Source organism: Rhizobium sp. PAMB 3182, assembly GCF_052908355.1.
The window spans coordinates 455,729-477,809 of record NZ_CM128607.1 but is presented as its reverse complement, the minus strand read 5'-3'; the positions used below and the strand labels follow the sequence as shown (position 1 = coordinate 477,809).

Genomic DNA, 22,081 nt, shown 5'->3' with positions numbered 1-22,081 from the left:
AGAGGCGTGAGGCGAAGTCGCGCGGAGATATGCATGGCTTCTGCAGCTGAACAACTGGCTTCGAACCTGAACTTTTCGACCTTTGCCAAGGCCGAGGATCTGAAAAAGCGCCTCTGGTTCACCCTGGCGGCACTCCTTGTCTATCGTCTTGGCACGCACATCCCGCTTCCGGGCATCAATCCCGGCGCCTATGCGGCGGCCTTCCAGGGCCAGTCCAACGGCATTCTCGGTCTCTTCAACATGTTTTCGGGCGGCGCTGTCCAGCGCATGGCGATCTTCGCGCTCGGCATCATGCCCTACATTTCCGCGTCGATCATCGTGCAGCTGCTGACCTCGGTCATTCCGACTCTGGAAAACCTGAAGAAGGAAGGCGAGCAGGGCCGCAAGATCATCAACCAGTACACCCGTTACGGCACGGTCATTCTCGGCACGCTGCAGGCCTATGGCATTGCGGTCGGCCTCGAGAACGGCAACGGTCTGGTCAACGATCCGGGCATGTTCTTCCGCATTTCCACCGTCATCACGCTCGTTGGCGGCACCATGTTCCTGATGTGGCTCGGTGAGCAGATCACCTCGCGCGGCATCGGCAACGGCATTTCGCTGATCATCTTCTCCGGTATCGCAGCCGGCCTGCCGACCGCCGTCGTCAACCTGCTCGAGCTCGGCCGCACCGGCTCGCTGTCGACCGGCATCATCCTGTCCGTCCTCGTCGTCGGCATCCTGGTCATCGCCCTGATCGTCTTCATGGAACGCGCCCAGCGCCGGCTGCTGATCCAGTATCCGAAGCGACAGGTCGGCAACCGTATGTTCCAGGGCGACACCTCGCACCTGCCGCTGAAGCTCAACACGGCGGGCGTCATCCCGGCGATCTTCGCGTCCTCGCTGCTGTTGCTGCCCGCGACGCTTGCAGGCTTCTCCGGGTCGTCCGACATGCCCGACTGGGCGACGCGCACCATCGCGCTGCTCGGCCACGGCCAGCCGCTCTACATGGTGCTCTACGGTGCCCTGATTGCGTTCTTTGCATTCTTCTACACGGCGATTGTCTTCAACCCGTCCGATACCGCCGACAATCTCAAGAAGCACGGTGGCTTCATCCCTGGCATCCGTCCCGGCGAGCGCACCGCTGAATACATCGATTTCGTTTTGACACGCATCACCGTCGTCGGCGCGATCTATTTGGTGTTTGTTTGCATTCTTCCGGAAATTCTCGTGTCTCAGACGGGTGTACCGCTCGCTCTCGGCGGAACGTCGCTTCTGATTATTGTCAGCGTGACCCTCGATACGGTAGCACAGATCCAGGGGCACCTGATTGCCCAGCAGTATGAAGGCATGATCAAGAAGTCGAAGTTGCGTGGAGGAAAGAGGGGACGATGAGACTTATTCTTTTGGGGCCGCCGGGTGCAGGGAAGGGGACCCAGGCCCACCGTATCGTGGAAAAGTATGGCATTCCCCAGCTTTCCACCGGTGACATGCTGCGTGCGGCTGTTGCCGCAGGTACGGAAGTCGGCAAGAAGGCGAAAGCCGTCATGGACGCCGGTAACCTTGTCTCCGACGATATCGTGATCGCTATCGTGTCCGAGCGAATCGATCAGGACGATTGTTCCAAGGGCTTCATTCTCGATGGCTTTCCGCGGACGCTTGTCCAGGCGGATGCGACCGAGAAGATGCTTGCCGCCAAGGGCCTCGATATCTCGGCCGTCATCGAGATTCGCGTCGACGACGCCGTTCTCGCCGACCGAATCGCCGGGCGCTACACCTGCGCGACCTGCGGCACCGGCTATCATGACGAGAACCTGAAGCCGGCCGTCGAGGGCGTCTGTGACAAATGCGGTGGCACGACCTTCAAGCGTCGTCCCGACGACAACCGCGAGACGGTCCGCACGCGCCTGCAGGCCTACTACAAGGAAACCTCGCCGCTGATCGGCTATTACTATGCCAAGGGCAAGCTGAAGGGCGTCGATGGCATGAAGGATATCGACGCGGTCAGCGCCGACATCGAAGCCATTCTGTCCGCTTTCTGATTTCACGGGGAAGTCGGCAGGAAAATAAACTTGGCGGGGCCGGTTGCTTTTGGCCGCTGATTCCGCTAAACACCGCGCCAACTCGCAATAAGTTAACGCGATCGGTGCGGATTTCGAGAAGGAAGTCCGGCTTCGGTCGTGTTCACTTGTGACGAACCTGGATTTTTAAAGAACAACGGTGGCAGGGTACGCGTAGCTTTTGCGTTTTTCCGGCCGGAACATGAAACTAAGGAGAAGAGACGTGGCACGTATCGCTGGCGTCAACATCCCGACTGCAAAGCGCACCGTTATTGCGCTTCAGTACATTCACGGGATCGGTCCGAAATTCGCGCAGGAAATCTGCGACAAGGTCGGCATTCCGGCCGAGCGCCGGGTTCACGAACTGACGGACGCCGAAGTCCTGCAGATTCGCGAAGCTATCGACCACGATTACCAGGTCGAAGGCGACCTGCGTCGTGAGACCTCGATGAACATCAAGCGTCTGATGGACCTCGGCTGCTACCGCGGCCTGCGTCATCGCCGTGGCCTTCCGGTCCGCGGTCAGCGCACGCACACCAATGCCCGCACCCGGAAGGGTCCGGCAAAGGCTATCGCCGGTAAGAAGAAGTAATTTCCGGGAAACCGGGAAGGGGAGGCTGGTGGTTTCCACCGGCCTCTTTTTGAGTTTGACAGGGTAGGCTTCCGGTCTGCCCTGTCGGTGTAGCCGCTGGGATTACGGCGGCGATGAGATCAACGAAAGGAATAGCATGGCCAAGGAAGCCACTCGCGTTCGCCGTCGCGAACGTAAAAACATTACGTCCGGTGTTGCCCACGTCAACTCCACCTTCAACAACACGATGATCACCATCACCGACGCACAGGGCAATGCCATTGCCTGGTCGTCTGCTGGTGCCAAGGGCTTCAAGGGTTCGCGTAAGTCGACCCCGTTCGCCGCACAGATCGCCGCTGAAGACTGCGCCAAGAAGGCCCAGGAACACGGCATGAAGTCGCTGGAAGTCGAAGTCTGCGGTCCGGGTTCGGGTCGTGAGTCCGCACTGCGTGCGCTCCAGGCTGCTGGTTTCATGATCACTTCGATCCGCGACGTGACGCCGATCCCGCACAATGGTTGCCGTCCGCGCAAGAAGCGCCGCGTCTGACATTGGTCATTCATCAAGCCGGAGAGCGCGCATTTCGCGCTCCTCCCGGCGCTTCTGAAAATCGGCCGTCACGATTGGATGGTGGTGGCGAATGGAAGGTAGAAATATGATCCAGAAGAACTGGCAAGAACTCATCAAGCCGAACAAGGTGGAATTCACCACCTCCGGCCGCACCAAGGCGACGCTGGTTGCCGAGCCGCTGGAACGCGGTTTCGGCCTGACGCTCGGCAACGCGCTTCGTCGCGTTCTCTTGTCGTCGCTGCGCGGCGCTGCGGTCACCGCCGTCCAGATCGACGGCGTGCTGCACGAGTTCTCCTCCATCCCGGGCGTCCGGGAAGATGTGACGGACATCGTGCTCAACATCAAGGAAATCGCCATCAAGATGGACGGCGATGATCCGAAGCGCATGGTCGTACGCAAGCAGGGTCCGGGCTCGGTAACCGCTGGTGATATCCAGACGGTTGGCGATATCGAGATCCTGAACCCCGACCATGTGATCTGCACCCTCGACGAGGGCGCTGAAATCCGCATGGAATTCACCGTCAACAACGGCAAGGGCTACGTTCCTGCCGAGCGCAACCGCGCCGAAGACGCACCGATCGGCCTGATCCCGGTCGACAGCCTGTATTCGCCGGTCAAGAAAGTGTCCTACAAGGTGGAAAACACCCGTGAAGGCCAGGTTCTCGACTACGACAAGCTGTCCATGACGATCGAAACCGACGGTTCCGTTTCCGGTGAGGACGCTGTTGCATTCGCCGCGCGCATCCTTCAGGACCAGCTCGGCGTCTTCGTCAACTTCGACGAGCCGCAGAAGGAAGCAGAAGAAGAATCGGTTACCGAACTCGCGTTCAACCCGGCACTTCTCAAGAAGGTCGACGAACTGGAGCTTTCGGTCCGTTCGGCCAACTGCCTCAAGAACGACAACATCGTCTACATTGGCGATCTCATCCAGAAGACCGAAGCCGAAATGCTGCGTACGCCGAATTTCGGTCGCAAGTCGCTGAACGAGATCAAGGAAGTCCTCGCCTCCATGGGCCTGCACCTCGGCATGGAAGTGCCCGCATGGCCGCCGGAGAACATCGAAGACCTCGCCAAGCGTTACGAAGACCAGTATTAACCGAGTATCATACTGCGGGCGGGATGCCTGCAAGTGAAGGAGAAAAGCAATGCGCCACCAGAAAGCCGGCCGCAAGCTGAACAGAACCGCCAGCCACCGCAAGGCCATGTTCGCTAACATGGCGGCCTCGCTCATCACCCATGAGCAGATCGTCACCACCCTGCCGAAGGCAAAGGAAATCCGTCCGATCGTCGAGAAGCTCGTTACCCTCGGCAAGCGCGGCGACCTGCACGCTCGTCGTCAGGCCATCTCGCAGATCAAGGATCAGGACGCCGTCCGCAAGCTGTTCGATGCCATCGCTTCCCGTTACGCTTCGCGCAACGGCGGCTACCTGCGCATCATGAAGGCTGGTTTCCGTCAGGGCGACAACGCTCCGCTCGCCGTCATCGAATTCGTTGACCGCGACGTGGACGCCAAGGGCGCAGCCGACAAGGCCCGCGTCGAAGCCGAAGCCCAGGCTGAAGCTGCTTAATAGCATATAGGTTCCAGGCAACGGGAACTGTTCAAGAAGGCCGGGTGCCGCTGGGGCGCTCGGCCTTTTTGCATCTGCGGCCGCGTTCATGTCAGCGAACTGTCTCCAAGGGACGGGGAGGCGAGCCCGGTTTCGGCAGAAATTGTGATCGCAGTACTCAGGTTATTTGACTTGTATCAATAGGACGGATCCGGAACGGCGTATTGTCAATTCGGGACTGATACTTAAAGGATTAAGGCAATGACCGACCATACTGCATTTCAAGCTGAACACCCCATTTTCGAGAATGACCGCGACCATCTGATCCTTCCCTTTCTCGGCGGATTTTACGATCGCATCGCCCAGCCCATGGCATGGAGCATCTTCCGCCTTGCGGTCGGCGGCATGCTGATGATCGAAGGCTGGCCGAAGATCACGGCGCCCATGGCGCAGGTCGGGTTCGTCGAGAGCCTGCACTTCTACCCCGGCTGGTTATGGTCGCCGCTTCTGGCTGCCATGCAGTTCTTCGGAGGCTTTCTGATCGCCATCGGTCTTTTCACCCGGCCGATCGCGCTCGCCAACGCCGTGATGCTGGCGATCACGCTCTGGTTCCACTGGGCGCATCCCTACGGCGATGCGTTTCTGACCCAGGCCGGCATCGATGCCCTGAAGGCCGGCAGCGACTTCTTCACCGCCAACGGTGTCGCCCGGCTTGCCGATGGCGGCACGAAATTCGTCCATCAGGTCCAGGAAAAGGCCGAGCTGGCGTCGCTGTTCTGGACCGGCGGTGCATTCCTCTTCGCAGCCTTCGGCGGCGGCTACCTCTCGCTGGACCGGCTGTTCTTCAAGAAGTGGTTCTGAGTGGGAAATCGGCGACAAAGGTCGCCACCTGAATTGCGTATCGTGGGGCCGGAGCATCCGACAGGGTGTTCCGGCCCCACTTCCACGTCGGACGACCCTCCGAATTATCTAGTTTTGGAAATGGTCTTCGATGAGGCCGCTAAGGTCCAGCATGTCTCGAAAGGCCTTTGCATGCCTGTGACCGGAAGGCTATCCTCCCGGCAGATAGTGAAAAGCATGCATTCCCGCTCGCATTGCGGCCTCGACACCGACGTCGCTGTCTTCGACGACGACGCATTCTGAGGGTGCGAAGCCCATCGACTTCGCGGCGTGAAGGAACAGGTCCGGCTCAGGTTTCCAACTTCCAACGGTGTGTGAGCTGTACAGGTGTGGGCCGAAATGAGTGCTCAGAGAACAGATATCAAGCGCCTGCATGATTTTCGCCGGTGGCCCGCTCGAGGCTATGCACTTGGGGTAGATGAGGTTCGCCAGCATGCCTGCGACGCCGGGCATTGGTCGCAGTTCGCTTTGCATGAGCTCGGCAACCCGCGCCCGATATGTCTGCTCGAAGTCGCCAGGCAGCGTCATGGAAAGGCGGGCTTCGAGGTCGGAAAAGATATTGGTCAGCTTGCGCCCGCGATATCGCAGCAACAGGCTGCTGACCGGTTCGTTCAGGTCCGGCAGAAGATCCAGAAACGCCTGATTGCAGAGGGTCTCGCTGTCGACCAGCGTGCCGTCCAGATCGAAGATGACACATATTTCGCGCATCGAAGAAGCACTCTCATCCGGGAACACATACGTGCCTCGGGCCTAGTGGAAAGCCAGCGGTCTGGCAACGGATTCAGGGACATTCCGTGCAAACAAAAAGCCGGGGCATGCCCCGGCTTTTTTGTGTGCGTCAGTGGTCCGCTTATCGCAGGCCGTGCTTGCGCGTGATGCGATCGGCTTCCTGCTTCACTTCCTGATAGGTGCGGTAGTAGTCGGCGAAGCCGTTGCGAAAACGCTTGAAAAAGCTGCCATCGGCGGGGTTTTTGTCGTGTCTCATGATCTTGTCCTCTCGAGTTCGCTTCGTTGAAGACAAGGTAATCCTGGATTGTGCGCCGCACAATAGTCGGGCCGCGCCCATTTGCGATGCCAGCCATGCAGCCAAAGCAAGGCTTGGCAGCCGGTCAGGCCCGCCCGCCCGCCTGTGGCATCTCACTCGAGCGCGCCGAGACGCCTTGCGTCTTCTGCCGCTCCCGTTCGGCGAGACGCGCCGCCTTGCGCCGCTCGTTTTTCCAGGTGCGGATCCTGGGCCCCACCAGCCGGTAGGCGAGCAGTATGGCGATGATCGCGATGTAGATCGCCGGTTCCAGCGTGATCGACTTGCGCGACATGGCGAAGTGGATGACGCCGGCGGCGGCGATCACGTAGACGAGCTTGTGCAGCTTTGCCCATGTCGACCCGAGCCGGCGGATCGAGAACTGGTTGGAGGTCAGCGCCAGCGGGATCAGCATGACAAAGGCCGACATGCCGATGATGATGAACCAGCGCTTGGTGATGTCCTGCAGCACGACGCCGAGACTGAGGTTCTTGTCGAGGATGACATAGACGAGGAAGTGCATCACGACATACCAGAAGGCCATCAGGCCAAAGGCGCGCCGGTAATGCATCAGGCTGAGATCGGCGAGGTCGATCAGCGGTGTGACGAGCAGGGTGGCGATCAGGAAGCGCAGCGCCCAGATGCCGAGCAGGTGTTCGTAGGTCTTGATCGGGTCCGCGCCCAAGGCGCCGGTCGCGGCCTGATAGAAATACCAGGCCGCCGGCACGAAGCTGACCGCGTAGAGGAGCCAGATGACCGCTGAACGCGTCGTCCGGTTGCGGGGGGCGAGAACGATCATGATCAGAAGTTCGCTTTCAGGTCCATGCCGGCATAGAGGCTCGCGACCTCGTCGCCATAGCCGTTGAACATCAGCGTCTTCTTGGTAACGGGCGACAGGAACGAGCCTTCGCCGATCACCCGCTCGGTCGCCTGGCTCCAGCGCGGATGGTCGACCTCGGGATTGACGTTGGCGTAGAAGCCGTACTCGTTTGCGGCGGCGTTGTTCCAGCTCGTTTCCGGCTGCTTGTCGGTCAGCGTGATCCTGGTGATCGACTTGATGCCCTTGAGACCGTATTTCCACGGCACGACGAGCCGGATCGGCGCGCCGTTCTGGTTGGGCAGGGTTTCGCCGTAGACGCCGACGGCGAGGAGCGTCAGCGGATGCATAGCCTCATCCAGCCGGAGGCCCTCAAGATAGGGCCAGGGCAGGGGCTGCGCCCAGCCGGACTGGCCGGGCATTTCTTCCGGACGGACAACGCCTTCGAAGGCGACATATTTGGCGCTGCCCAGCGGCTCGGCCATCTTCAGGAGTTCGGAGAGCTGGAAGCCGTCCCACGGAATGACCATCGACCACGCTTCGACACAGCGCATGCGATAGACGCGCTCCTCGATCGGCATCTTCGCCATGATGTCCTCATAGCTGATGGTCATCGGCTTCTGCACCATGCCGTCGATCTTGATCGACCAGGGAAGCGGCTTGAAGTCGCCGGAGTTCTGGGCCGGGTCGCCCTTGCCGGTGCCGAATTCGTAGAAGTTGTTGTAGCTGAGGACATCCTTTTTCGGCGTCAGCGTGTCGTCGACGGTGTAATCGGTCTTCTTGGCGTCGAGTGCCTTGGCGAAGGCTGTCGATGCGCCGGTAATGGCGATACCGGCGGCCGCGGCACCTTTGATGATCTCGCGCCGGGTGAGGTAGAACTTGCGCGCGGTGATCTCGGAAGAGGGGATGCGGGGCGGATGATAGGTCATGGCATTCTTCCGTTTCGGTCTTTGGGGTCTGTCATTCTATACGAGATGGGACCCGGAACAGTTTCGAAAAGAGAAGACCAAAAGTCGTCTTCACATGGAAGGGGGGCATCAGGCACGTTTTCGTGTAGTGCGTTTGATCGCGCCCGTGTTTTCAACCGGTGGCAAAGTGCGTCGGAACACCCCGGTTCAGTGAGTTCGCGACGGTGCAGATCGCGCGTGCCCTGCGGATCACAGGCGTGGGATCCTCGCCACTCTCCGTTTCCGCCGTCGCGTCGATCTCGATCGCGGTCGCCAGCAACGGTTCGCCACCGAGCTCGACGGAGACGGTCACCTGCACCGACTTCAGCGGAATGCCGAGCTCGTGCGACGCATAACGCAGATCGTTGCAGAAGCAGCCACCCGCCGCCAGCCCCAGAAGCTGCGCGCCGTTAAAGCCGAGCCCCATTCCGCCGGCTCGTCCCTCCGGCCTGTCGACGACGATCGTATGGCCTCCGGCCCAGCCGAGCGCGGCTTCGGTTTCGTCTATGGAGCGCAATTCAACGGTCACGGATGCCATCGGAGAACCTCCGGAAAAGGGTGAACGAAACGAATTCGATCACGCGGAAACGGAAAAAGCCAGCCTCTTGTATACGGCACCGAAATTGACGATCGGCAAGCGGCTGCAGGCGGCGCCATGCGTACCGAAACGGCCCGTCCTGATAGTGACACCCGCCCGCATTTGCGTTAGGAAGTCCCAAAGATCGGGCCGTTTGGCGCATTTTCCGCGAGATTTTCGTCGCCTGGGACCGCCCGATAAAAAAATCACGTCAGATGTGAGGAAACGCAAGATGCCCGCTTATCGTTCACGCACCACCACCCACGGCCGCAACATGGCCGGCGCCCGCGGCCTCTGGCGCGCGACGGGCATGAAGGATGGCGACTTCGGCAAGCCGATCATTGCGGTCGTCAATTCGTTCACCCAGTTCGTGCCGGGCCACGTGCATCTGAAGGATCTCGGCCAGCTGGTCGCCCGCGAAATCGAGGCCGCCGGCGGTGTCGCCAAGGAGTTCAACACGATCGCCGTCGACGACGGCATCGCCATGGGCCATGACGGCATGCTCTATTCACTGCCGTCGCGCGAAGTCATTGCCGACTCGGTCGAATACATGGTGAACGCACACTGCGCCGACGCCATGGTCTGCATCTCCAACTGCGACAAGATCACCCCCGGCATGCTGAATGCCGCCATGCGCCTGAACATCCCGGCCGTCTTCGTCTCAGGCGGCCCGATGGAGGCCGGCAAGGTCGTCATGCACGGCAAGACGGTTGCGCTCGACCTCGTCGATGCCATGGTCGCCGCCGCCGACGACAAGGTGACGGACGAGGACGTCCAGGTCATCGAACGTTCGGCCTGTCCGACCTGCGGTTCCTGCTCCGGCATGTTCACCGCCAATTCGATGAACTGCCTGACGGAAGCGCTCGGCCTGTCTCTGCCCGGCAACGGTTCGACCCTAGCCACCCATTCCGACCGCAAGCGCCTCTTCGTCGAAGCCGGCCACCTGATCGTTGATCTGGCGCGCCGCTATTACGAGCAGGACGACGATGGCGTCCTGCCGCGTTCGATCGCCACGAAGGAGGCCTTCGAGAACGCCATGGCGCTCGACATCGCCATGGGCGGCTCGACCAACACCGTTCTGCACATCCTGGCGGCTGCCTATGAGGGTGGCGTCGACTTCACCATGGACGACATCGACAAGCTTTCGCGCCGCGTCCCCTGCCTCTCCAAGGTGGCTCCTGCCAAGCAGGACGTCCACATGGAAGACGTGCATCGCGCCGGCGGCATCATGCGCATCCTCGGCGAGCTCGAGCGTGGCGGCCTGTTGAACACCGATTGCAAGACCGTGCATGAGGCGACGCTCGGCGACGCCATCAATCGCTGGGACATCACCCGTACCAATTCGGAAAGCGTTCGCACATTCTTCAAGGCCGCTCCCGGCGGCGTGCCGACACAGGTTGCCTTCTCCCAGTCCTCGCGTTGGGACGATCTGGATACCGACGCCGAGAAGGGCGTCATCCGCTCCGTCGAGAAGCCGTTCTCCAAGGATGGCGGTCTGGCCGTTCTCCACGGCAACATTGCTCTGGACGGCTGCATCGTGAAGACGGCTGGCGTCGATGAATCGATCCTGAAGTTCACCGGTCCGGCCAAGGTCTTTGAAAGCCAGGATGCGGCCGTGAAGGGTATCCTCGGCAATGAAGTGGTTGCCGGCGATGTCGTCGTCATCCGCTACGAAGGCCCGAAGGGCGGCCCCGGCATGCAGGAAATGCTCTATCCGACGAGCTACCTGAAGTCGAAAGGTCTCGGAAAGGCCTGCGCGCTGATCACCGACGGCCGTTTCTCCGGCGGCACATCCGGCCTTTCCATCGGCCATGCCTCGCCGGAAGCAGCCCAGGGCGGTGCCATCGGCCTCGTGCGCGAGGGCGACACGATCGAGATCGACATCCCGAACCGGACGATCAACCTCAAGGTGTCGAATGCCGAGCTTGAAGCCCGCCGCGCCGAGCAGGACAAGACCGGCTGGAAGCCCGCCCATGCCCGCAAGCGCAACGTCACCACCGCACTGAAGGCCTACGCCGCCTTCGCCTCGTCCGCCGACCGCGGCGCCGTGCGCATCCTTCCGGAATAGGGCCACCGCCGGGCCGAACGTTCGCGCCGACAGAGGAATTGTAGAGCCAGCCATGGCGCCCACGTTTTCGTGGGCGCGAAGTGAGCTTGCAAACCTGTAGGTTCGAACGTTGACAGCTCTGTTGTGTTGCCAGGGTTTCAAATTGTCAGAAGTCGAGCGCAGGGCCGGTTGGCCTGTTGCGGCAGCGATTTTTGAGGTCGTACCCGCAGGGTGAGAGATCCAAAACGGTTCGACACGTTGAGACCGCTCAAATATTGCTCTTGAGCTGCGTCCGCAAGGAAAGCTTCAAGCGACTGAACAGGCTTTCCTTTTTTGCTTTTCTGCGTGAATAGACCAGTGGCCAGGGAGTTTTCTGGGTAGCCTCAAGATATAATCCGTCCCAGGTCGTGCCGCCGTTGAGCCAGGGCTTTCTGTGGCCTGCGTAATGAATGATTGTTGGCACCACGTAGTGTTCGCCGATAGGTGGTTTGTTGACCATGTGATTGTATTCGCTGTCCAATGGCGCGGTTTTGCCGGCCAGAACGATGTTGAGGGCGCATTGGTCCCACATTTTCAGGCGGGGACCGTGTGCCGCCATGACATCGAATGTTTCGGTTTCAACCTTGCTCTTGCGCCAGAGATCCAAGTCTATCAGCATGACGCCGCTGTTGAAGTATTCGCTGGTGTCCACGCCCATGTCGCTCAAATGGTCCAAGGGCGTTCTGCGTGCAGCAGCGATTTTTCCATCAAGATTGGTACTGTACAGTCGATCCAAGGGGCGAAGGACCAGCGTATCGCAGTCGATATATAGGATTTTCTCGACGGTGCCCGGAAGCAGAGATCCCATAGCGCAACGGTAAAGGGCGGCGTCGGAAACATGTCCGTCCCGCATCCTCTGGCGAAGATGCACAAAATGCGTTGGATCTATTTCCTGAAAATGAACCTTGCCAAGAAGGCTGTCGCAGAATTCTATCAATTTATCCAATTCTGCTTTTTCAATCGGGCTGTGTATAACAAATATATTGATGCCATCAGACGTGTTGCTGAGAGAAATAGATCTGATGCATGCAGAAATCGGCCCCAGCATGTTTTTGTCGACAGTCAGCAGTATGTTCATGCGTCTCTCGGCGTGTCGTTTTATTCAAGTTCCGTCTTAATAAGCCAGCGATAGTAATATGGGGCTGTAGAACTGTAATTTGGCTTTGATAGGAGGCGGAGTAAACTCAATTCATAAATATATCGATATCATGTATGATTTGAATTTAACAAGACAAGCATGACATTTAGTTTCGCAGGGCACTCAGAGTATCATGATCTTATTGCCATAGCGCAGGTCGCTCGAGCTTGTTGTAGAGGTCGTCGAACTGCTTCAGGCGTTCGTCATAGGCAGCCTTGATGCAGGCGTTGTCCGGCCCGCAGGCCTGGCGCTTGGCGAGCCACGCCGTCTGCTCGTCCTGAAGCTCTCCCCGGCTGCCCATGGCCATCAGCCCTTCGAAGAAATGGAATTCCGTCACCATCTTGACGTCGAGATCGTTCAGATCACGGTTGTCGCAGATCGCCTGTTCGTCGGCGGCAAGCCCCTTGGCGTCGCAGTCGAAGCTTGCGGCATGGGCGAGGGGCGCGGGCGCGGCAAACAGCAAGGCCGGCAATAGTGCGTGGCGTGCAAGCCGGGGCAAAGCGGTTGAAATCTTCATGATGGCGATCCTTCCGTTGGCAATCGTCTGGCGAATCTAACATGGAATTAAGTTGACCCTTGGGAAGAGGGTTGCGACATCCCTATGTCGTTCGAGGCGTCTTCACGCGATGCCCGTCCGCTATCGCGTCGTCTCACCGGTCTACCGTTCCGATTGCCGGAACCCTAGATAAAGTGTAGCCAGAACTGGGATTCGGAAAACAAGATGATCAAGAAAGCCTCATTCGCCCTTATCGCCTGTCTCGTGCTCTCCGCGCCGCTTGCCGATGCGCAGGATGCCAAGACCGTTCCCTCCACCCGCGAGGAAATGCAGCTTTCCTTCGCGCCGCTCGTCAAGCAGTCGAAGAACTCCGTGGTCAACGTCTATGCCGAACGGCTTGTCCAACGGCGCTCGGCGCTGTTCGACGATCCGTTCTTCCAGCAGTTCTTCGGCCAGCGCCTGCCGAACAGGACCGAAAAGCAGTCGTCGCTGGGTTCCGGCGTGATCGTCGCGGCCGACGGCTTCGTTGTCACCAACAACCACGTGGTCGAGGGCGCCGATGACATCAAGATCGCGCTCGCCGACGGTCGGGAATATCCCTGCAAGGTGGTGCTGAAGGACGCCGGCGTCGATCTCGCGGTGCTGAAGATCCAGTCGAAGGACAGCTTCACAGCGATGCCGATCGGCAATTCCGACAATGCCGAGGTCGGCGACCTGGTGCTGGCGATCGGCAATCCCTTCGGCGTCGGCCAGACGGTGACCAGTGGCATCGTCTCGGCGCTCGCCCGCAACAAGCTGCAGTCCTCCGATTTTTCCTTCTTCATCCAGACCGATGCATCGATCAATCCGGGCAATTCCGGCGGCGCGCTGATGAACATGAATGGCGAGCTGATCGGCATCAATTCGGCGATCTTCACCCGCGGCGGCGGCTCCAACGGCATCGGCTTCGCCATCCCGTCCAATCTCGTCCGCGTCTTCGTCAAGGCGGCCGAGAGCGGCGCCAAGAGCTTCGAGCGCCCCTACATCGGGGCCTCCTTCGAGCCGGTGACCTCCGATGTCGCTGAAGCGCTCGGCCTGCCGGTGCCGCGCGGCGCGCTGGTGACCAAGGTGATCAAGGACGGTCCGTCCGACAAGGCGGGTCTGAAGACCGGCGAAGTCGTGGTCGCGGTCAATGGCGAGGAAGTCGAGCATCCCGACGCGCTCGGCTACCGGCTGACGACGGCGGGTCTTGGCCAGACGGTCGACCTGACGGTGATCGACAACGGCAAGAAGCGCGACATGAACATTAAGCTCAGCGTAGCACCGGAAACGGTGCCGCGTGACACCCGGACGCTCGACGGCAACAATCCGCTGGCCGGCGCGATCGTCGAGAACCTGTCGCCGCGGGTCGCGACCGAACTGCACCTGCCGGCCGACCAGACGGGCGTCGTCATCTCCGACTTCGCCGACAACGCCATGGCTGTCCGCGCCGGCTTCAAGCCGGGCGACATCATCGTCGCGATGAACGGCCAGAAGGTCGACAGCACCAAGACGCTTGCCGCCATGCTCGCCGACGATCCGGGCTTCTGGTCCTTCGACATCAACCGCGGCGGCCAGGACATAAGGCAATCCTTCCGATGAGCGATCTCTTCGCCCCGCAGATCCCCGAGGATGTGGCGAACCGCCGGCCATTGGCCGACCGGCTGCGGCCGCAGAGCCTCGGCGATGTCACCGGCCAGTCGCATCTGACCGGTGACGACGGGGTGCTGAGGCGCATGATCGCCTCCGGCTCGCTCGGCTCGATGATCTTCTGGGGCCCGCCCGGTACCGGCAAGACGACGGTCGCCCGGCTTCTTTCCGGCGAGGCGGGGCTGGCGTTCGAGCAGATCTCGGCGATCTTTTCCGGCGTCGCGGACCTGAAAAAGGTGTTCGAGGCCGCTCGCACGCGGCGGATGAACGGCCGCCAGACGCTGCTCTTCGTCGACGAGATCCACCGCTTCAACCGCGCCCAGCAGGACAGTTTCCTGCCCGTCATGGAGGACGGCACGGTGATCCTCGTCGGTGCGACCACGGAAAACCCGTCCTTTGAACTGAACGCCGCTCTTCTGTCGCGCGCACGGGTGCTGACCTTCAAGTCGCATGACGAGGAAAGCCTTGGAGAACTTTTAAGCCGGGCGGAAGCGACGGAGGGCAGGGCGCTGCCGCTCGACGAGGACGCCCGCGCCAGCCTGGTGCGCATGGCCGACGGCGACGGCCGGGCGGTGCTGACGCTCGCCGAAGAAGTGTGGCGGGCGGCGCGCCAAGGCGAGGTGTTCGACACCGAGGGCCTGACGCGCATCGTCCAGCGCCGCGCGCCGGTCTACGACAAAGGCCAGGACGGCCACTACAACCTCATCTCGGCGCTGCACAAGTCGGTGCGCGGCTCCGACCCGGATGCCGCGCTCTACTATCTCGCCCGCATGTTCGACGCCGGCGAGGATCCGCTCTATCTCGGCCGAAGGCTGGTGCGCATGGCGGTCGAGGATATCGGGCTAGCCGATCCGCAGGCGCTCGTCATCGCCAACGCCGCCAAGGACGCCTACGACTATCTCGGCTCGCCGGAGGGGGAACTCGCATTCGCACAGGCCTGCGTCTATCTGGCGACCGCGCCGAAGTCGAACGGCGTCTACACGGCCTTCAAGGCCGCGATGCGGGCGGCCAAGGAGAACGGCTCGCTGCTGCCGCCCAAGCACATCTTGAACGCGCCGACGAAGCTGATGAAGGGCGAGGGCTACGGCGACGGCTACCGCTACGACCATGACGAGCCGGACGCCTTTTCCGGCCAGGACTATTTTCCGGAGAAGATGGGCCGAAAGACCTTCTACGATCCGCCCGAGCGCGGCTTCGAGCGCGAGATCCGCAAGCGGCTGGACTGGTGGGCGAAGCTGAGGCGCGAGCGTTCCGGCAAGTAGGCCCGCGATCGCGGAGCTACGACGCCTTGCTCATGCGCGGCGGCGGGGCCGGCGGCGCGACCAGCTTGACGGCGGAATTGGCGAATCCCTTGTGGCCTTCCATGTCGACGACGACATGCCAGTGGCCGTCTTCCGGCACGGCGAGCCTGAGCGGCGACTTGCGGGCGATGCCGCCCTTGAACTTGAACGGCCGCGTCTGCTTGAACAGCTCGAAATTCTCCGGCGTCATCAGCCGGACATTGGCGACCGCCGACAGCGTCACCTCGATCATCTGCCCGGCCTTGATGCGGCCGAGATCGTAATGCGTAAAGCGGAAGGCAACCATGCCCTCAGTCTCCCTAAAATGCCATGCGGACCGGATTTTAGCCCGCGCCGGTTAAGGAAGCGTTGGTTGGATGACCGACCGCCGCCGCCATTCTCTGTCCCTGGAATTATCCCACGAAATTTGTCGGCGGGGAAAATAAGCGGTAATTTGCTGATTTGATTGCCGCGACCACAATTTCGCCGCCGGTTTTGGCCGATGATGGCGGTGACGCCCGGCGCTTCGCGACCCGGCAGTCGACCCGGCGGGCTTGCGGCAAGCGGCCCGCGGGAGTAGGTGAATGTAACGGACGGAGCCCGGAAGGCAGGTGGCAGATTGATCGATCCCTATCAGATGCTTGGCATTGACCGTGATGCGCAGGAGCCGGCCGTCAAGGCGGCCTACCGCACCAAGGCCAAGACCGCGCACCCGGACCAGGGCGGCGATCCCGGCGAGTTCGAACGCCTGCAGGCGGCCTACGATCTCTTGAAGGACCCGGTGCGCCGCAAGGTCTATGACGACACCGGCTACGACCCGCAGCTGGCCGACCCGAAGGACCTGAAGGGCGTCATGATGCTGGAGACGCTGATCAACGACGTCATCCTCGACGAGCGCGACCCCGGCTCCTTCGATCCGCTGGCCGCCATGCGCCGAAAACTGTCCGACGACATCCTGAAGAACCGCTTCCACATTCTCGAGCTGGAGCGCCACCGCACCCGCATCCGCCAGCATGTCGACCGACTCGGCCGCAAGCCGGAAACCGACGTGCTCGGCTCGATGCTGCGTGCCCGCTCGCAGGCGATCGCCGAGGCGATCAAGAACACCGAAAACCAGATCGAGGCGATCGAGAAGGCCTATTCGCTGCTCGAGGGCTATTCCTACGAGCTGGAAGCGCTGGAAGCCCAGCCCGCCAAGGCGGCGGAGTAGGGGCGTTCGATAGCCTGTCCGGCACGATCCCCTCACCAACAAAATCTATGACTTAGCTGAAGCTAAGACCATGATTTTGTATCCTCTCCCGCACGGGGAGAGGTGAAGGCCGGGGCCGCCGCGAACTCTCATCTCCCCCTCGGCGGGGGAGAATGGAATTTCAACATCTTAGCCAAAGGCTAAGTGTTAGAAATTCCAAGAGAGGGGGGTATGAACGTCTGCCTCTTCCGCCACCCTTCGTATTCTCCGCATTACCCCCCTCTGTCCCTGTCGGGACATCTCCCCCACACGGGGGGAGATTGAACCGTCCCGTCACGGCCCGTTGACGAGGGTGAGGATCAGCTGGTGGACGGTGCCGCCGGGGGAGAGTTCGGCGCGGTCGAAATCGCGCTCGCGGGCGACGCGCTCGTCGGAGAGGACCTTCAGCCGGGCCTGCAGCGTGGCGCGCACCTTCGCGCATTTCGGATCGTTCTCCGCCGAAAGCCCGATGCTCGCCGCCTCGATCTTTTCGACCATCTCGCGGATGTGCTGGCCATGCACGCGCTCATGCGCGGCGACGCCGTCGACGAAGGTCTTCCAGCTCGCCGCGACCTCGGGCGACAGCCGACCCTTCGCTTTCGGCAGCGTGGTGGTGATGACGAGCTTCGGCACGGCGGAGGCCAGCACGCAGGCGCTGCCGCGGGTCTGGTAGTCGCGCCGCCAGGTGAGGCGGAACCCGGTATGGGCGATCGCCCGCCCGCCGCCGGCCTTCGGGCCGTGAAGGCCGATCGACTCGTAGAGCGCCGCACCGGTGGAACCGCTGACCGCATAGGTCTCGACCCGCTCGCTGACGCTGCCGCCGGCGCTGGCCGCGGCGGGCAGGAGCGTTGACAGCAGGGCCAGCACGGCCGGCAGGGCGAGACGCCGGATGGGTTTCGGGCGGATGGCGCGGCCCGAACCTGAACCGGTGTCGGGTGTTGCGGCGGGGCGGTGGATCACGGGCGAGCTCCGTCGGTGTCGGTCGGCGCGACACTAGTGCGCTCCGCCGGCCAAGTCCATCGGGCGCCGGTGCCGTGGCCGCAGGCCTCGTCCGCCCCGGCGCAGCGCGGATAGCCGGCCGCCGTCAGCGCGCCCTCGCACCGCCGCGCCCGCCGGCAGCGCCGCGTCGGGCAGGCGAGGGGATCGCCCCAGATCTCGGCCAGCCGGCGGAGTTCGGTCAGGAGGGTTTCGGATGCGGTGATGCGCATGGGGTTCCTTTCGGGGTTTGGGGTTGAAGACACCTCTCCCCTTGCGGGAGAGGAAGAAAAATCAGAATCTTAGCCGTCAGGCTAAGTGCTAGATTTTTCAGGTGAGGGGATCGCTTCGCCAGCCGCAGCCCTGACACCCTCTCTTGGAATTTCTAGCGCTTGCCGCTTCGCGCCAAGACACTGAAATTCCATTCTCCCCCGCCAGGGGGGAGATGGCGCGCCGCCGCCGTCGCCCTCCCTCATCCTCGGGCTTGTCCCGGGGATCCAGCGGCGCGATGTCCATCGCGCGGGAGACTCTTTTCCTTGGGGTGTACCCAAAGGCTGCTTCTCTCACCGCGCCGACGCGCGGTGGCTGGATCCCCGGCACAAGGCCGAGGATGAGGGTGGTGGGGATGGCTGCCTCGGTGCCTGCCGTTACCGGTGTCACTGCCGCATTCCTCTTCGTTGCCATATTCACCGCCGTTGATCTCTTCCTTCCGTCATGCCGGACCTGATCCGGCATCCAGCCGCCGCGCGTCGGCGCGGTGAGAGAAGGGGCGGCGGACGCCTCCCTTGGAAGGGAGTCTCCCGCGCGATGGACATCGCGCTGCTGGATTCCGGATCAGGTCCGGGATGACGGGTGTTGTTGGTGGCCATCGTCTGCGTCTCCATTCCTGTCCTCATCACCGGCCCATCGCATGTGCTCCGGGCGTTCGTCCTTCGAAACGATTCACTGGATCGTTTCGCCGGCTTTGCCGGTCAGTCCTCACCCTCCGGACACACCTTCCCCTTCACGCGCCGTTTCCGGCCGTGGCATGAAGGGTATGAAGGACGAAGCGCCCGGGGTGCCTCATCTTTTGTTTGGTATCATGGCCCTTCCGGGCGCCTCGTTCGGCGGTTTATGCCCGCGGATCCCTCTGCGGCACTGCCTCGCGGCAGGGCCTTGCGTGCCTCCAAGGCACGTCATTCAAGGGCGCGCCGGCGGGGCGTTTTCACACCCGACCGGTCTGCCCACCCGCCAGCACGCAACGGCTTGCGTCCTGTATGGCCCCGCATCGCGGGAACCGCACGGGCCGAGGGGGACCGTTCGCGAACCCCGACGGATATGAGCCTGCGATCGCCCGCACCCGTCAGCGCCGGTTCCGCTCGCCAGGTTCGCTCCCCCGGCCTATCCACACGGAACGGAACGAGTATGGCACGGGTTTTCAGGAGGGGGATTTAAGGGGGTGAGATGTGGTCGGCTTTGCCGATGAAACGATCCAGTGAATCGTTTCAAGCAGCGAACGCCCGGAGCCATGCGGAGGGCCGGGGGTGGCGGCCGGCGGTTTGCCTATCCCTTTGGCGGGGGAGGATGCAAAATCACAGAATTACATAGCCATTGCCACCAGCCGGCGATCGTGCGCGATGGTCGCTTTGCGCCAAGAGGAGACATGGCCTATCGCAGCCATCAGTTTTTGACCTCGTATAAGTCTCACCAGACAGAGGGAGCATGGAGCCCTTCATGACATCACCTCTTATACTGTACATCTGGTACTGACCGGAAGCAGCCAATATATATGTCGAATGGCAACCGCGAAGACGCTCCGGGTACGTGTTGTGCGCATCTAAAAGCTGAAACGCATTGGCTATGTTCAAGATTTCTGGCAAATCCGCATTGGAAGCCGACATGTCCGACGAAATCTGCTACCGTGCAGTTGCAATCGGAGGAGTGCGCATGAAGCGGCGAGTTGCATTATTCGCTATTTGGCTTTCGGTGGCGTCGATGACCAATGCTAATGCGACCCCAGCTTGCCCTCATAACGCGCTGGAAATAAATGGCTTTATGGCGAGATGGGATGAGCGGTATGGCAACCGGGTTGGTGCAGACTGGATTTTGAGCCCCTACAGTGGGCTGCCTTCGTTCCGCAGAGAACTCGAAGGCCCCCAAGTCGTAATATCGTTCAAAATTTCCGACAACGTATGCATTTCGCAAATCGTAGTGACGACCTTGAGGTCTTCGTCCACAGAAGCGGACGCATTTGCATCGCTCTTAGCCTGGGTGGCAGTGTTCGGAACGACCAATCCAACCGCGACGAAAAAGCAACGCGAAGACCTATTTCACGCGCTTGGCATTGATAGCGATGTCGCGGGAGCGAGTGTTGTTATAGACAAGATTCGATATACGTTCTCAGAAGACGCTGACGTAAACAAGTTCACTGTAGTTGCAGAATGAATCAGCCGGAAAGTCTACTAAAAATTCGATGTCACGAATGAAAAATCTTGCGAACGGATAGTCCCGAGACTTGTATGGAAATCGACATTTAAAATCCAGCACAAGCCAATACCTTTTGTGGCTGGCTTGAAGGTAACCATGAACGCCCCGCTATCATTTCCCGGAATCCTATAGACAGTCTTCAACTTGAATATTTGCTTCCCAGTTCTGTGTTCAAGATCGAGCACATATTCATGATTGGCAGTAATAATCCCCGGGCTCCCTCCAGACACCTGCTCTGCCGCGAGAACATTAACATCAATCTGGGTGAAGAGGGCTTCCTTTTCACCTGCGTTCTGGAAAACGAAGTCAAAAGACACTGGCCGACTTGTTTTAGACACTGCTGGAGGGAGATAGGTCGGGTAGGATTTTCCGTCAAACTTGCATGTCATTTCTTCTTCATGGAAAAACCCGTCGCTGTCACTTGCGAGGTTCATTTGAACTAATATAATAGGCGTCTCCCAAAACTCCCCGTAAAACTTTCGGATTTCCCCCCAAAACGAATAAAGTCCCGTGAAGATCGTCGCGGCAACGACGACGGTTGCGATAACCGAATTGTTCTTCAAACGGTCAAGGATATTGTCGACCCGCGTACCATCTTCCTTTTTCGCCAAAACTCCCCCCTGTGCCCAAAGAAATGATCCAAGACATCGATGTCTGTTTCGCAATGCGATCTACAGACATTATGCCATCTGGAAAAATAAACTACACTGCCCACCCTATTACCATGAGGCGATCTTGTTTTCATGGCATTGTCGCTTGCAAAACCTGTTCTCGCGATGTGGCGTCGAGCGTCATCCCGCGACTTGAAGACCATCACTCAGTCCTCCGCAGTAAGCAGTGTGCAGGCCGCACGGTAAGGGTAGCAGGCGACAGGAATGATGGCGCGAAGTTTAGGCAAAGCGACCGGACCTCCGATGGCCGTTTCGGGCCGGAGGCGGCACTTGCTGGCCGTTGCACCCAATACCGCAAAATCACGGTGTTGGCGCAGCCAAATCTTAGATTTTGTTGGCGAGGGAGTGGCACGCTAACGGCCGGCATTATCAAAGAGTCATTCACCGCGCAGAAGCGCGGTGGCTGGATCCCCGGGACAAGCCCGAGGATGAGGGACAGTTTAAGGCCGTGCTCAGGAGTTCTCCGATGGCATGAGATGATGATGTGGTGACTGCGTGTGCCTACTTCACCACAGCGAAATACGCCGCCCATGCCCCAAACGACACGACAAAGCCGGCGAAGAAGCCGACGATGCCGCCGGTGATGCGGTGGCGGGGGTAGACCCAGGCGCCGATGGCGGTGCCGAGCAGGGTGCCGGGGGCGCAGGCAATCAGGACCATGAGGAGGAGATCGGTGGGGGAGAACATGCTGCCGATGTCTGACATGGCGTGCCTTTCGCTGCTGGTCCGTCGCTAAAGTGCCATGGATTCCTTGCGCGGACTATGCGGCATTTTCCTGACATTGTGAGGCGCGGTCCGCGTAGCGGAGCGATCCATCCAGTAGCGCGATCGCAGCGCCGAACGCCCGAAGCCATGCGCCGGGCCGGGGGTGATTGGCGGTGGCTCCGGTGGCGGGATTGAAGCGCCGAACGTCGCGGGCTGGGCGGTGGGCCGGGGGCGGAAAGGACTCCGATTTGAACGGGTTGGCGGCGTTTCCGGAATCGGTTTGGCAGGGTGTTGAATCAGTTTGTGAAGGGGGGCGGGATGGGTGAGGCGCCATCTCGTTATCCGTCATGCCGTCCCCGGACGTGATCGGGGGATCAATCC

At 60.8% G+C, this 22,081-nt stretch carries 24 protein-coding genes; 12 read left to right on the top strand and 12 right to left on the bottom strand.

Annotated elements, in window-relative coordinates; genetic code table 11:
* Positions 1–33 precede the first annotated feature (33 nt).
* The 7 genes from secY to ACU5AZ_RS02385 all read left to right on the top strand — a co-directional run bounded on the left by secY (position 34) and on the right by ACU5AZ_RS02385 (position 5,586).
* Entirely contained in the window at positions 34–1,374 is a 1,341-nt protein-coding gene (secY, locus tag ACU5AZ_RS02415; protein ID WP_446824476.1) for a preprotein translocase subunit SecY, read from the top strand.
* On the top strand, positions 1,371–2,021 hold the full coding sequence (locus tag ACU5AZ_RS02410) for an adenylate kinase (RefSeq protein WP_446824475.1): 651 nt from the start codon (positions 1,371–1,373) through the stop codon (positions 2,019–2,021). The genes secY and ACU5AZ_RS02410 overlap by 4 nt, the downstream gene beginning before the upstream one ends.
* Before the next feature lie 241 nt (positions 2,022–2,262).
* A complete protein-coding gene (rpsM, locus tag ACU5AZ_RS02405) occupies positions 2,263–2,631 on the top strand; it encodes a 30S ribosomal protein S13 (protein ID WP_446824474.1) in 369 nt (122 codons plus the stop codon).
* Between the two features lie 136 nt (positions 2,632–2,767).
* Positions 2,768–3,157, top strand: a complete 390-nt coding sequence (gene rpsK, locus ACU5AZ_RS02400) for a 30S ribosomal protein S11 (protein WP_007766864.1) — start codon at positions 2,768–2,770, stop codon at positions 3,155–3,157.
* A gap of 106 nt (positions 3,158–3,263) precedes the next feature.
* Positions 3,264–4,274 carry a DNA-directed RNA polymerase subunit alpha gene (locus ACU5AZ_RS02395; protein WP_261931946.1) on the top strand — a complete coding sequence of 337 codons (1,011 nt, stop codon included), beginning with the start codon at positions 3,264–3,266 and terminating at the stop codon, positions 4,272–4,274.
* Positions 4,275–4,323: 49 nt separating this feature from the next.
* Entirely contained in the window at positions 4,324–4,746 is a 423-nt protein-coding gene (gene rplQ / locus ACU5AZ_RS02390) for a 50S ribosomal protein L17 (protein WP_261930329.1), read from the top strand.
* A 240-nt stretch (positions 4,747–4,986) separates the two neighbouring features.
* A complete protein-coding gene (locus ACU5AZ_RS02385; protein ID WP_446824473.1) occupies positions 4,987–5,586 on the top strand; it encodes a DoxX family protein in 600 nt (199 codons plus the stop codon).
* Between the two features lie 189 nt (positions 5,587–5,775).
* Here ACU5AZ_RS02385 and ACU5AZ_RS02380 read toward each other — a convergent pair whose 3' ends face one another.
* From ACU5AZ_RS02380 to ACU5AZ_RS02360, 5 genes are all read right to left on the bottom strand, one after another.
* Positions 5,776–6,333: an HAD-IA family hydrolase gene (locus ACU5AZ_RS02380; RefSeq protein ID WP_446824472.1), complete on the bottom strand. Its 558-nt coding sequence runs from the start codon at positions 6,331–6,333 to the stop codon at positions 5,776–5,778.
* A 142-nt stretch (positions 6,334–6,475) separates the two neighbouring features.
* Positions 6,476–6,610, bottom strand: coding sequence for a hypothetical protein (locus tag ACU5AZ_RS02375; protein ID WP_446824471.1), 135 nt, complete (start codon positions 6,608–6,610; stop codon positions 6,476–6,478).
* A 124-nt stretch (positions 6,611–6,734) separates the two neighbouring features.
* Positions 6,735–7,445, bottom strand: a complete 711-nt coding sequence (gene msrQ, locus ACU5AZ_RS02370; RefSeq protein WP_446824470.1) for a protein-methionine-sulfoxide reductase heme-binding subunit MsrQ — start codon at positions 7,443–7,445, stop codon at positions 6,735–6,737.
* Between the two features lie 2 nt (positions 7,446–7,447).
* Positions 7,448–8,392 carry a protein-methionine-sulfoxide reductase catalytic subunit MsrP gene (gene msrP / locus ACU5AZ_RS02365; protein ID WP_446824469.1) on the bottom strand — a complete coding sequence of 315 codons (945 nt, stop codon included), beginning with the start codon at positions 8,390–8,392 and terminating at the stop codon, positions 7,448–7,450.
* Between the two features lie 151 nt (positions 8,393–8,543).
* Positions 8,544–8,948 (bottom strand): OsmC family protein, encoded by a 405-nt coding sequence (locus tag ACU5AZ_RS02360; protein WP_446824468.1) that lies wholly within the window; start codon positions 8,946–8,948, stop codon positions 8,544–8,546.
* Between the two features lie 271 nt (positions 8,949–9,219).
* Between ACU5AZ_RS02360 and ilvD the strand changes: the two genes are divergently transcribed.
* Positions 9,220–11,055: a dihydroxy-acid dehydratase gene (gene ilvD, locus ACU5AZ_RS02355; RefSeq protein ID WP_446824467.1), complete on the top strand. Its 1,836-nt coding sequence runs from the start codon at positions 9,220–9,222 to the stop codon at positions 11,053–11,055.
* A gap of 247 nt (positions 11,056–11,302) precedes the next feature.
* Here ilvD and ACU5AZ_RS02350 read toward each other — a convergent pair whose 3' ends face one another.
* Together ACU5AZ_RS02350 and ACU5AZ_RS02345 are read right to left on the bottom strand one after the other, a co-directional pair.
* Complete coding sequence (locus ACU5AZ_RS02350) at positions 11,303–12,151, bottom strand: glycosyltransferase family 8 protein (RefSeq protein ID WP_446824466.1); 849 nt, start codon at positions 12,149–12,151, stop codon at positions 11,303–11,305.
* 199 nt (positions 12,152–12,350) lie between these two features.
* Complete coding sequence (locus tag ACU5AZ_RS02345; protein WP_446824465.1) at positions 12,351–12,728, bottom strand: lysozyme inhibitor LprI family protein; 378 nt, start codon at positions 12,726–12,728, stop codon at positions 12,351–12,353.
* Between the two features lie 204 nt (positions 12,729–12,932).
* Here ACU5AZ_RS02345 and ACU5AZ_RS02340 point away from each other — a divergent pair, with 204 nt between their 5' ends.
* Together ACU5AZ_RS02340 and ACU5AZ_RS02335 are read left to right on the top strand one after the other, a co-directional pair.
* Entirely contained in the window at positions 12,933–14,327 is a 1,395-nt protein-coding gene (locus tag ACU5AZ_RS02340) for a DegQ family serine endoprotease (protein WP_446824464.1), read from the top strand.
* Positions 14,324–15,637: a replication-associated recombination protein A gene (locus ACU5AZ_RS02335; protein WP_446824463.1), complete on the top strand. Its 1,314-nt coding sequence runs from the start codon at positions 14,324–14,326 to the stop codon at positions 15,635–15,637. Before ACU5AZ_RS02340 ends, ACU5AZ_RS02335 begins: the two co-directional genes overlap by 4 nt.
* 16 nt (positions 15,638–15,653) lie before the next feature.
* Here the strand turns inward: ACU5AZ_RS02335 and ACU5AZ_RS02330 are convergent, their stop codons facing one another.
* On the bottom strand, positions 15,654–15,962 hold the full coding sequence (locus tag ACU5AZ_RS02330; protein WP_446824462.1) for a DUF1883 domain-containing protein: 309 nt from the start codon (positions 15,960–15,962) through the stop codon (positions 15,654–15,656).
* 330 nt (positions 15,963–16,292) lie between these two features.
* On the opposite strand from ACU5AZ_RS02330, the gene ACU5AZ_RS02325 reads away from it, so the two are divergent.
* The gene (locus ACU5AZ_RS02325; protein ID WP_446826090.1) at positions 16,293–16,865 is read left to right on the top strand and encodes a DnaJ domain-containing protein; all 573 of its coding nucleotides are present in this window, start codon (positions 16,293–16,295) and stop codon (positions 16,863–16,865) included.
* Between the two features lie 312 nt (positions 16,866–17,177).
* Here ACU5AZ_RS02325 and ACU5AZ_RS02320 read toward each other — a convergent pair whose 3' ends face one another.
* Both ACU5AZ_RS02320 and ACU5AZ_RS02315 read right to left on the bottom strand, forming a co-directional pair.
* Positions 17,178–17,750 carry a DUF922 domain-containing Zn-dependent protease gene (locus ACU5AZ_RS02320; RefSeq protein WP_446826089.1) on the bottom strand — a complete coding sequence of 191 codons (573 nt, stop codon included), beginning with the start codon at positions 17,748–17,750 and terminating at the stop codon, positions 17,178–17,180.
* Between the two features lie 89 nt (positions 17,751–17,839).
* The gene (locus ACU5AZ_RS02315) at positions 17,840–18,124 is read right to left on the bottom strand and encodes a hypothetical protein (RefSeq protein WP_446824461.1); all 285 of its coding nucleotides are present in this window, start codon (positions 18,122–18,124) and stop codon (positions 17,840–17,842) included.
* A 1,612-nt stretch (positions 18,125–19,736) separates the two neighbouring features.
* Between ACU5AZ_RS02315 and ACU5AZ_RS02310 the strand changes: the two genes are divergently transcribed.
* Positions 19,737–20,282, top strand: coding sequence for a hypothetical protein (locus tag ACU5AZ_RS02310; protein WP_446824460.1), 546 nt, complete (start codon positions 19,737–19,739; stop codon positions 20,280–20,282).
* 17 nt (positions 20,283–20,299) lie between these two features.
* Here the strand turns inward: ACU5AZ_RS02310 and ACU5AZ_RS02305 are convergent, their stop codons facing one another.
* A complete protein-coding gene (locus ACU5AZ_RS02305; RefSeq protein ID WP_446824459.1) occupies positions 20,300–20,935 on the bottom strand; it encodes a hypothetical protein in 636 nt (211 codons plus the stop codon).
* Positions 20,936–21,496: 561 nt separating this feature from the next.
* Positions 21,497–21,700: a hypothetical protein gene (locus ACU5AZ_RS02300; RefSeq protein WP_446824458.1), complete on the bottom strand. Its 204-nt coding sequence runs from the start codon at positions 21,698–21,700 to the stop codon at positions 21,497–21,499.
* Positions 21,701–22,081 lie beyond the last annotated feature (381 nt).

What these genes read in the sequence shown, in the direction of transcription:
- secY (WP_446824476.1), top strand. Translation starts at nt 34, where the DNA reads ATGGCTTCTGCAGCTGAACAACTGGCTTCGAACCTGAACTTTTCGACC.
- ACU5AZ_RS02410 (WP_446824475.1), top strand. Translation starts at nt 1,371, where the DNA reads ATGAGACTTATTCTTTTGGGGCCGCCGGGTGCAGGGAAGGGGACCCAG.
- rpsK (WP_007766864.1), top strand. Translation starts at nt 2,768, where the DNA reads ATGGCCAAGGAAGCCACTCGCGTTCGCCGTCGCGAACGTAAAAACATT.
- ACU5AZ_RS02395 (WP_261931946.1), top strand. Translation starts at nt 3,264, where the DNA reads ATGATCCAGAAGAACTGGCAAGAACTCATCAAGCCGAACAAGGTGGAA.
- rplQ (WP_261930329.1), top strand. Translation starts at nt 4,324, where the DNA reads ATGCGCCACCAGAAAGCCGGCCGCAAGCTGAACAGAACCGCCAGCCAC.
- ACU5AZ_RS02385 (WP_446824473.1), top strand. Translation starts at nt 4,987, where the DNA reads ATGACCGACCATACTGCATTTCAAGCTGAACACCCCATTTTCGAGAAT.
- ACU5AZ_RS02380 (WP_446824472.1), bottom strand. Translation starts at nt 6,333, where the DNA reads ATGCGCGAAATATGTGTCATCTTCGATCTGGACGGCACGCTGGTCGAC.
- ACU5AZ_RS02375 (WP_446824471.1), bottom strand. Translation starts at nt 6,610, where the DNA reads ATGAGACACGACAAAAACCCCGCCGATGGCAGCTTTTTCAAGCGTTTT.
- msrQ (WP_446824470.1), bottom strand. Translation starts at nt 7,445, where the DNA reads ATGATCGTTCTCGCCCCCCGCAACCGGACGACGCGTTCAGCGGTCATC.
- msrP (WP_446824469.1), bottom strand. Translation starts at nt 8,392, where the DNA reads ATGACCTATCATCCGCCCCGCATCCCCTCTTCCGAGATCACCGCGCGC.
- ACU5AZ_RS02360 (WP_446824468.1), bottom strand. Translation starts at nt 8,948, where the DNA reads ATGGCATCCGTGACCGTTGAATTGCGCTCCATAGACGAAACCGAAGCC.
- ilvD (WP_446824467.1), top strand. Translation starts at nt 9,220, where the DNA reads ATGCCCGCTTATCGTTCACGCACCACCACCCACGGCCGCAACATGGCC.
- ACU5AZ_RS02350 (WP_446824466.1), bottom strand. Translation starts at nt 12,151, where the DNA reads ATGAACATACTGCTGACTGTCGACAAAAACATGCTGGGGCCGATTTCT.
- ACU5AZ_RS02345 (WP_446824465.1), bottom strand. Translation starts at nt 12,728, where the DNA reads ATGAAGATTTCAACCGCTTTGCCCCGGCTTGCACGCCACGCACTATTG.
- ACU5AZ_RS02340 (WP_446824464.1), top strand. Translation starts at nt 12,933, where the DNA reads ATGATCAAGAAAGCCTCATTCGCCCTTATCGCCTGTCTCGTGCTCTCC.
- ACU5AZ_RS02335 (WP_446824463.1), top strand. Translation starts at nt 14,324, where the DNA reads ATGAGCGATCTCTTCGCCCCGCAGATCCCCGAGGATGTGGCGAACCGC.
- ACU5AZ_RS02330 (WP_446824462.1), bottom strand. Translation starts at nt 15,962, where the DNA reads ATGGTTGCCTTCCGCTTTACGCATTACGATCTCGGCCGCATCAAGGCC.
- ACU5AZ_RS02325 (WP_446826090.1), top strand. Translation starts at nt 16,293, where the DNA reads ATGCTTGGCATTGACCGTGATGCGCAGGAGCCGGCCGTCAAGGCGGCC.
- ACU5AZ_RS02310 (WP_446824460.1), top strand. Translation starts at nt 19,737, where the DNA reads ATGTCCGACGAAATCTGCTACCGTGCAGTTGCAATCGGAGGAGTGCGC.
- ACU5AZ_RS02300 (WP_446824458.1), bottom strand. Translation starts at nt 21,700, where the DNA reads ATGTCAGACATCGGCAGCATGTTCTCCCCCACCGATCTCCTCCTCATG.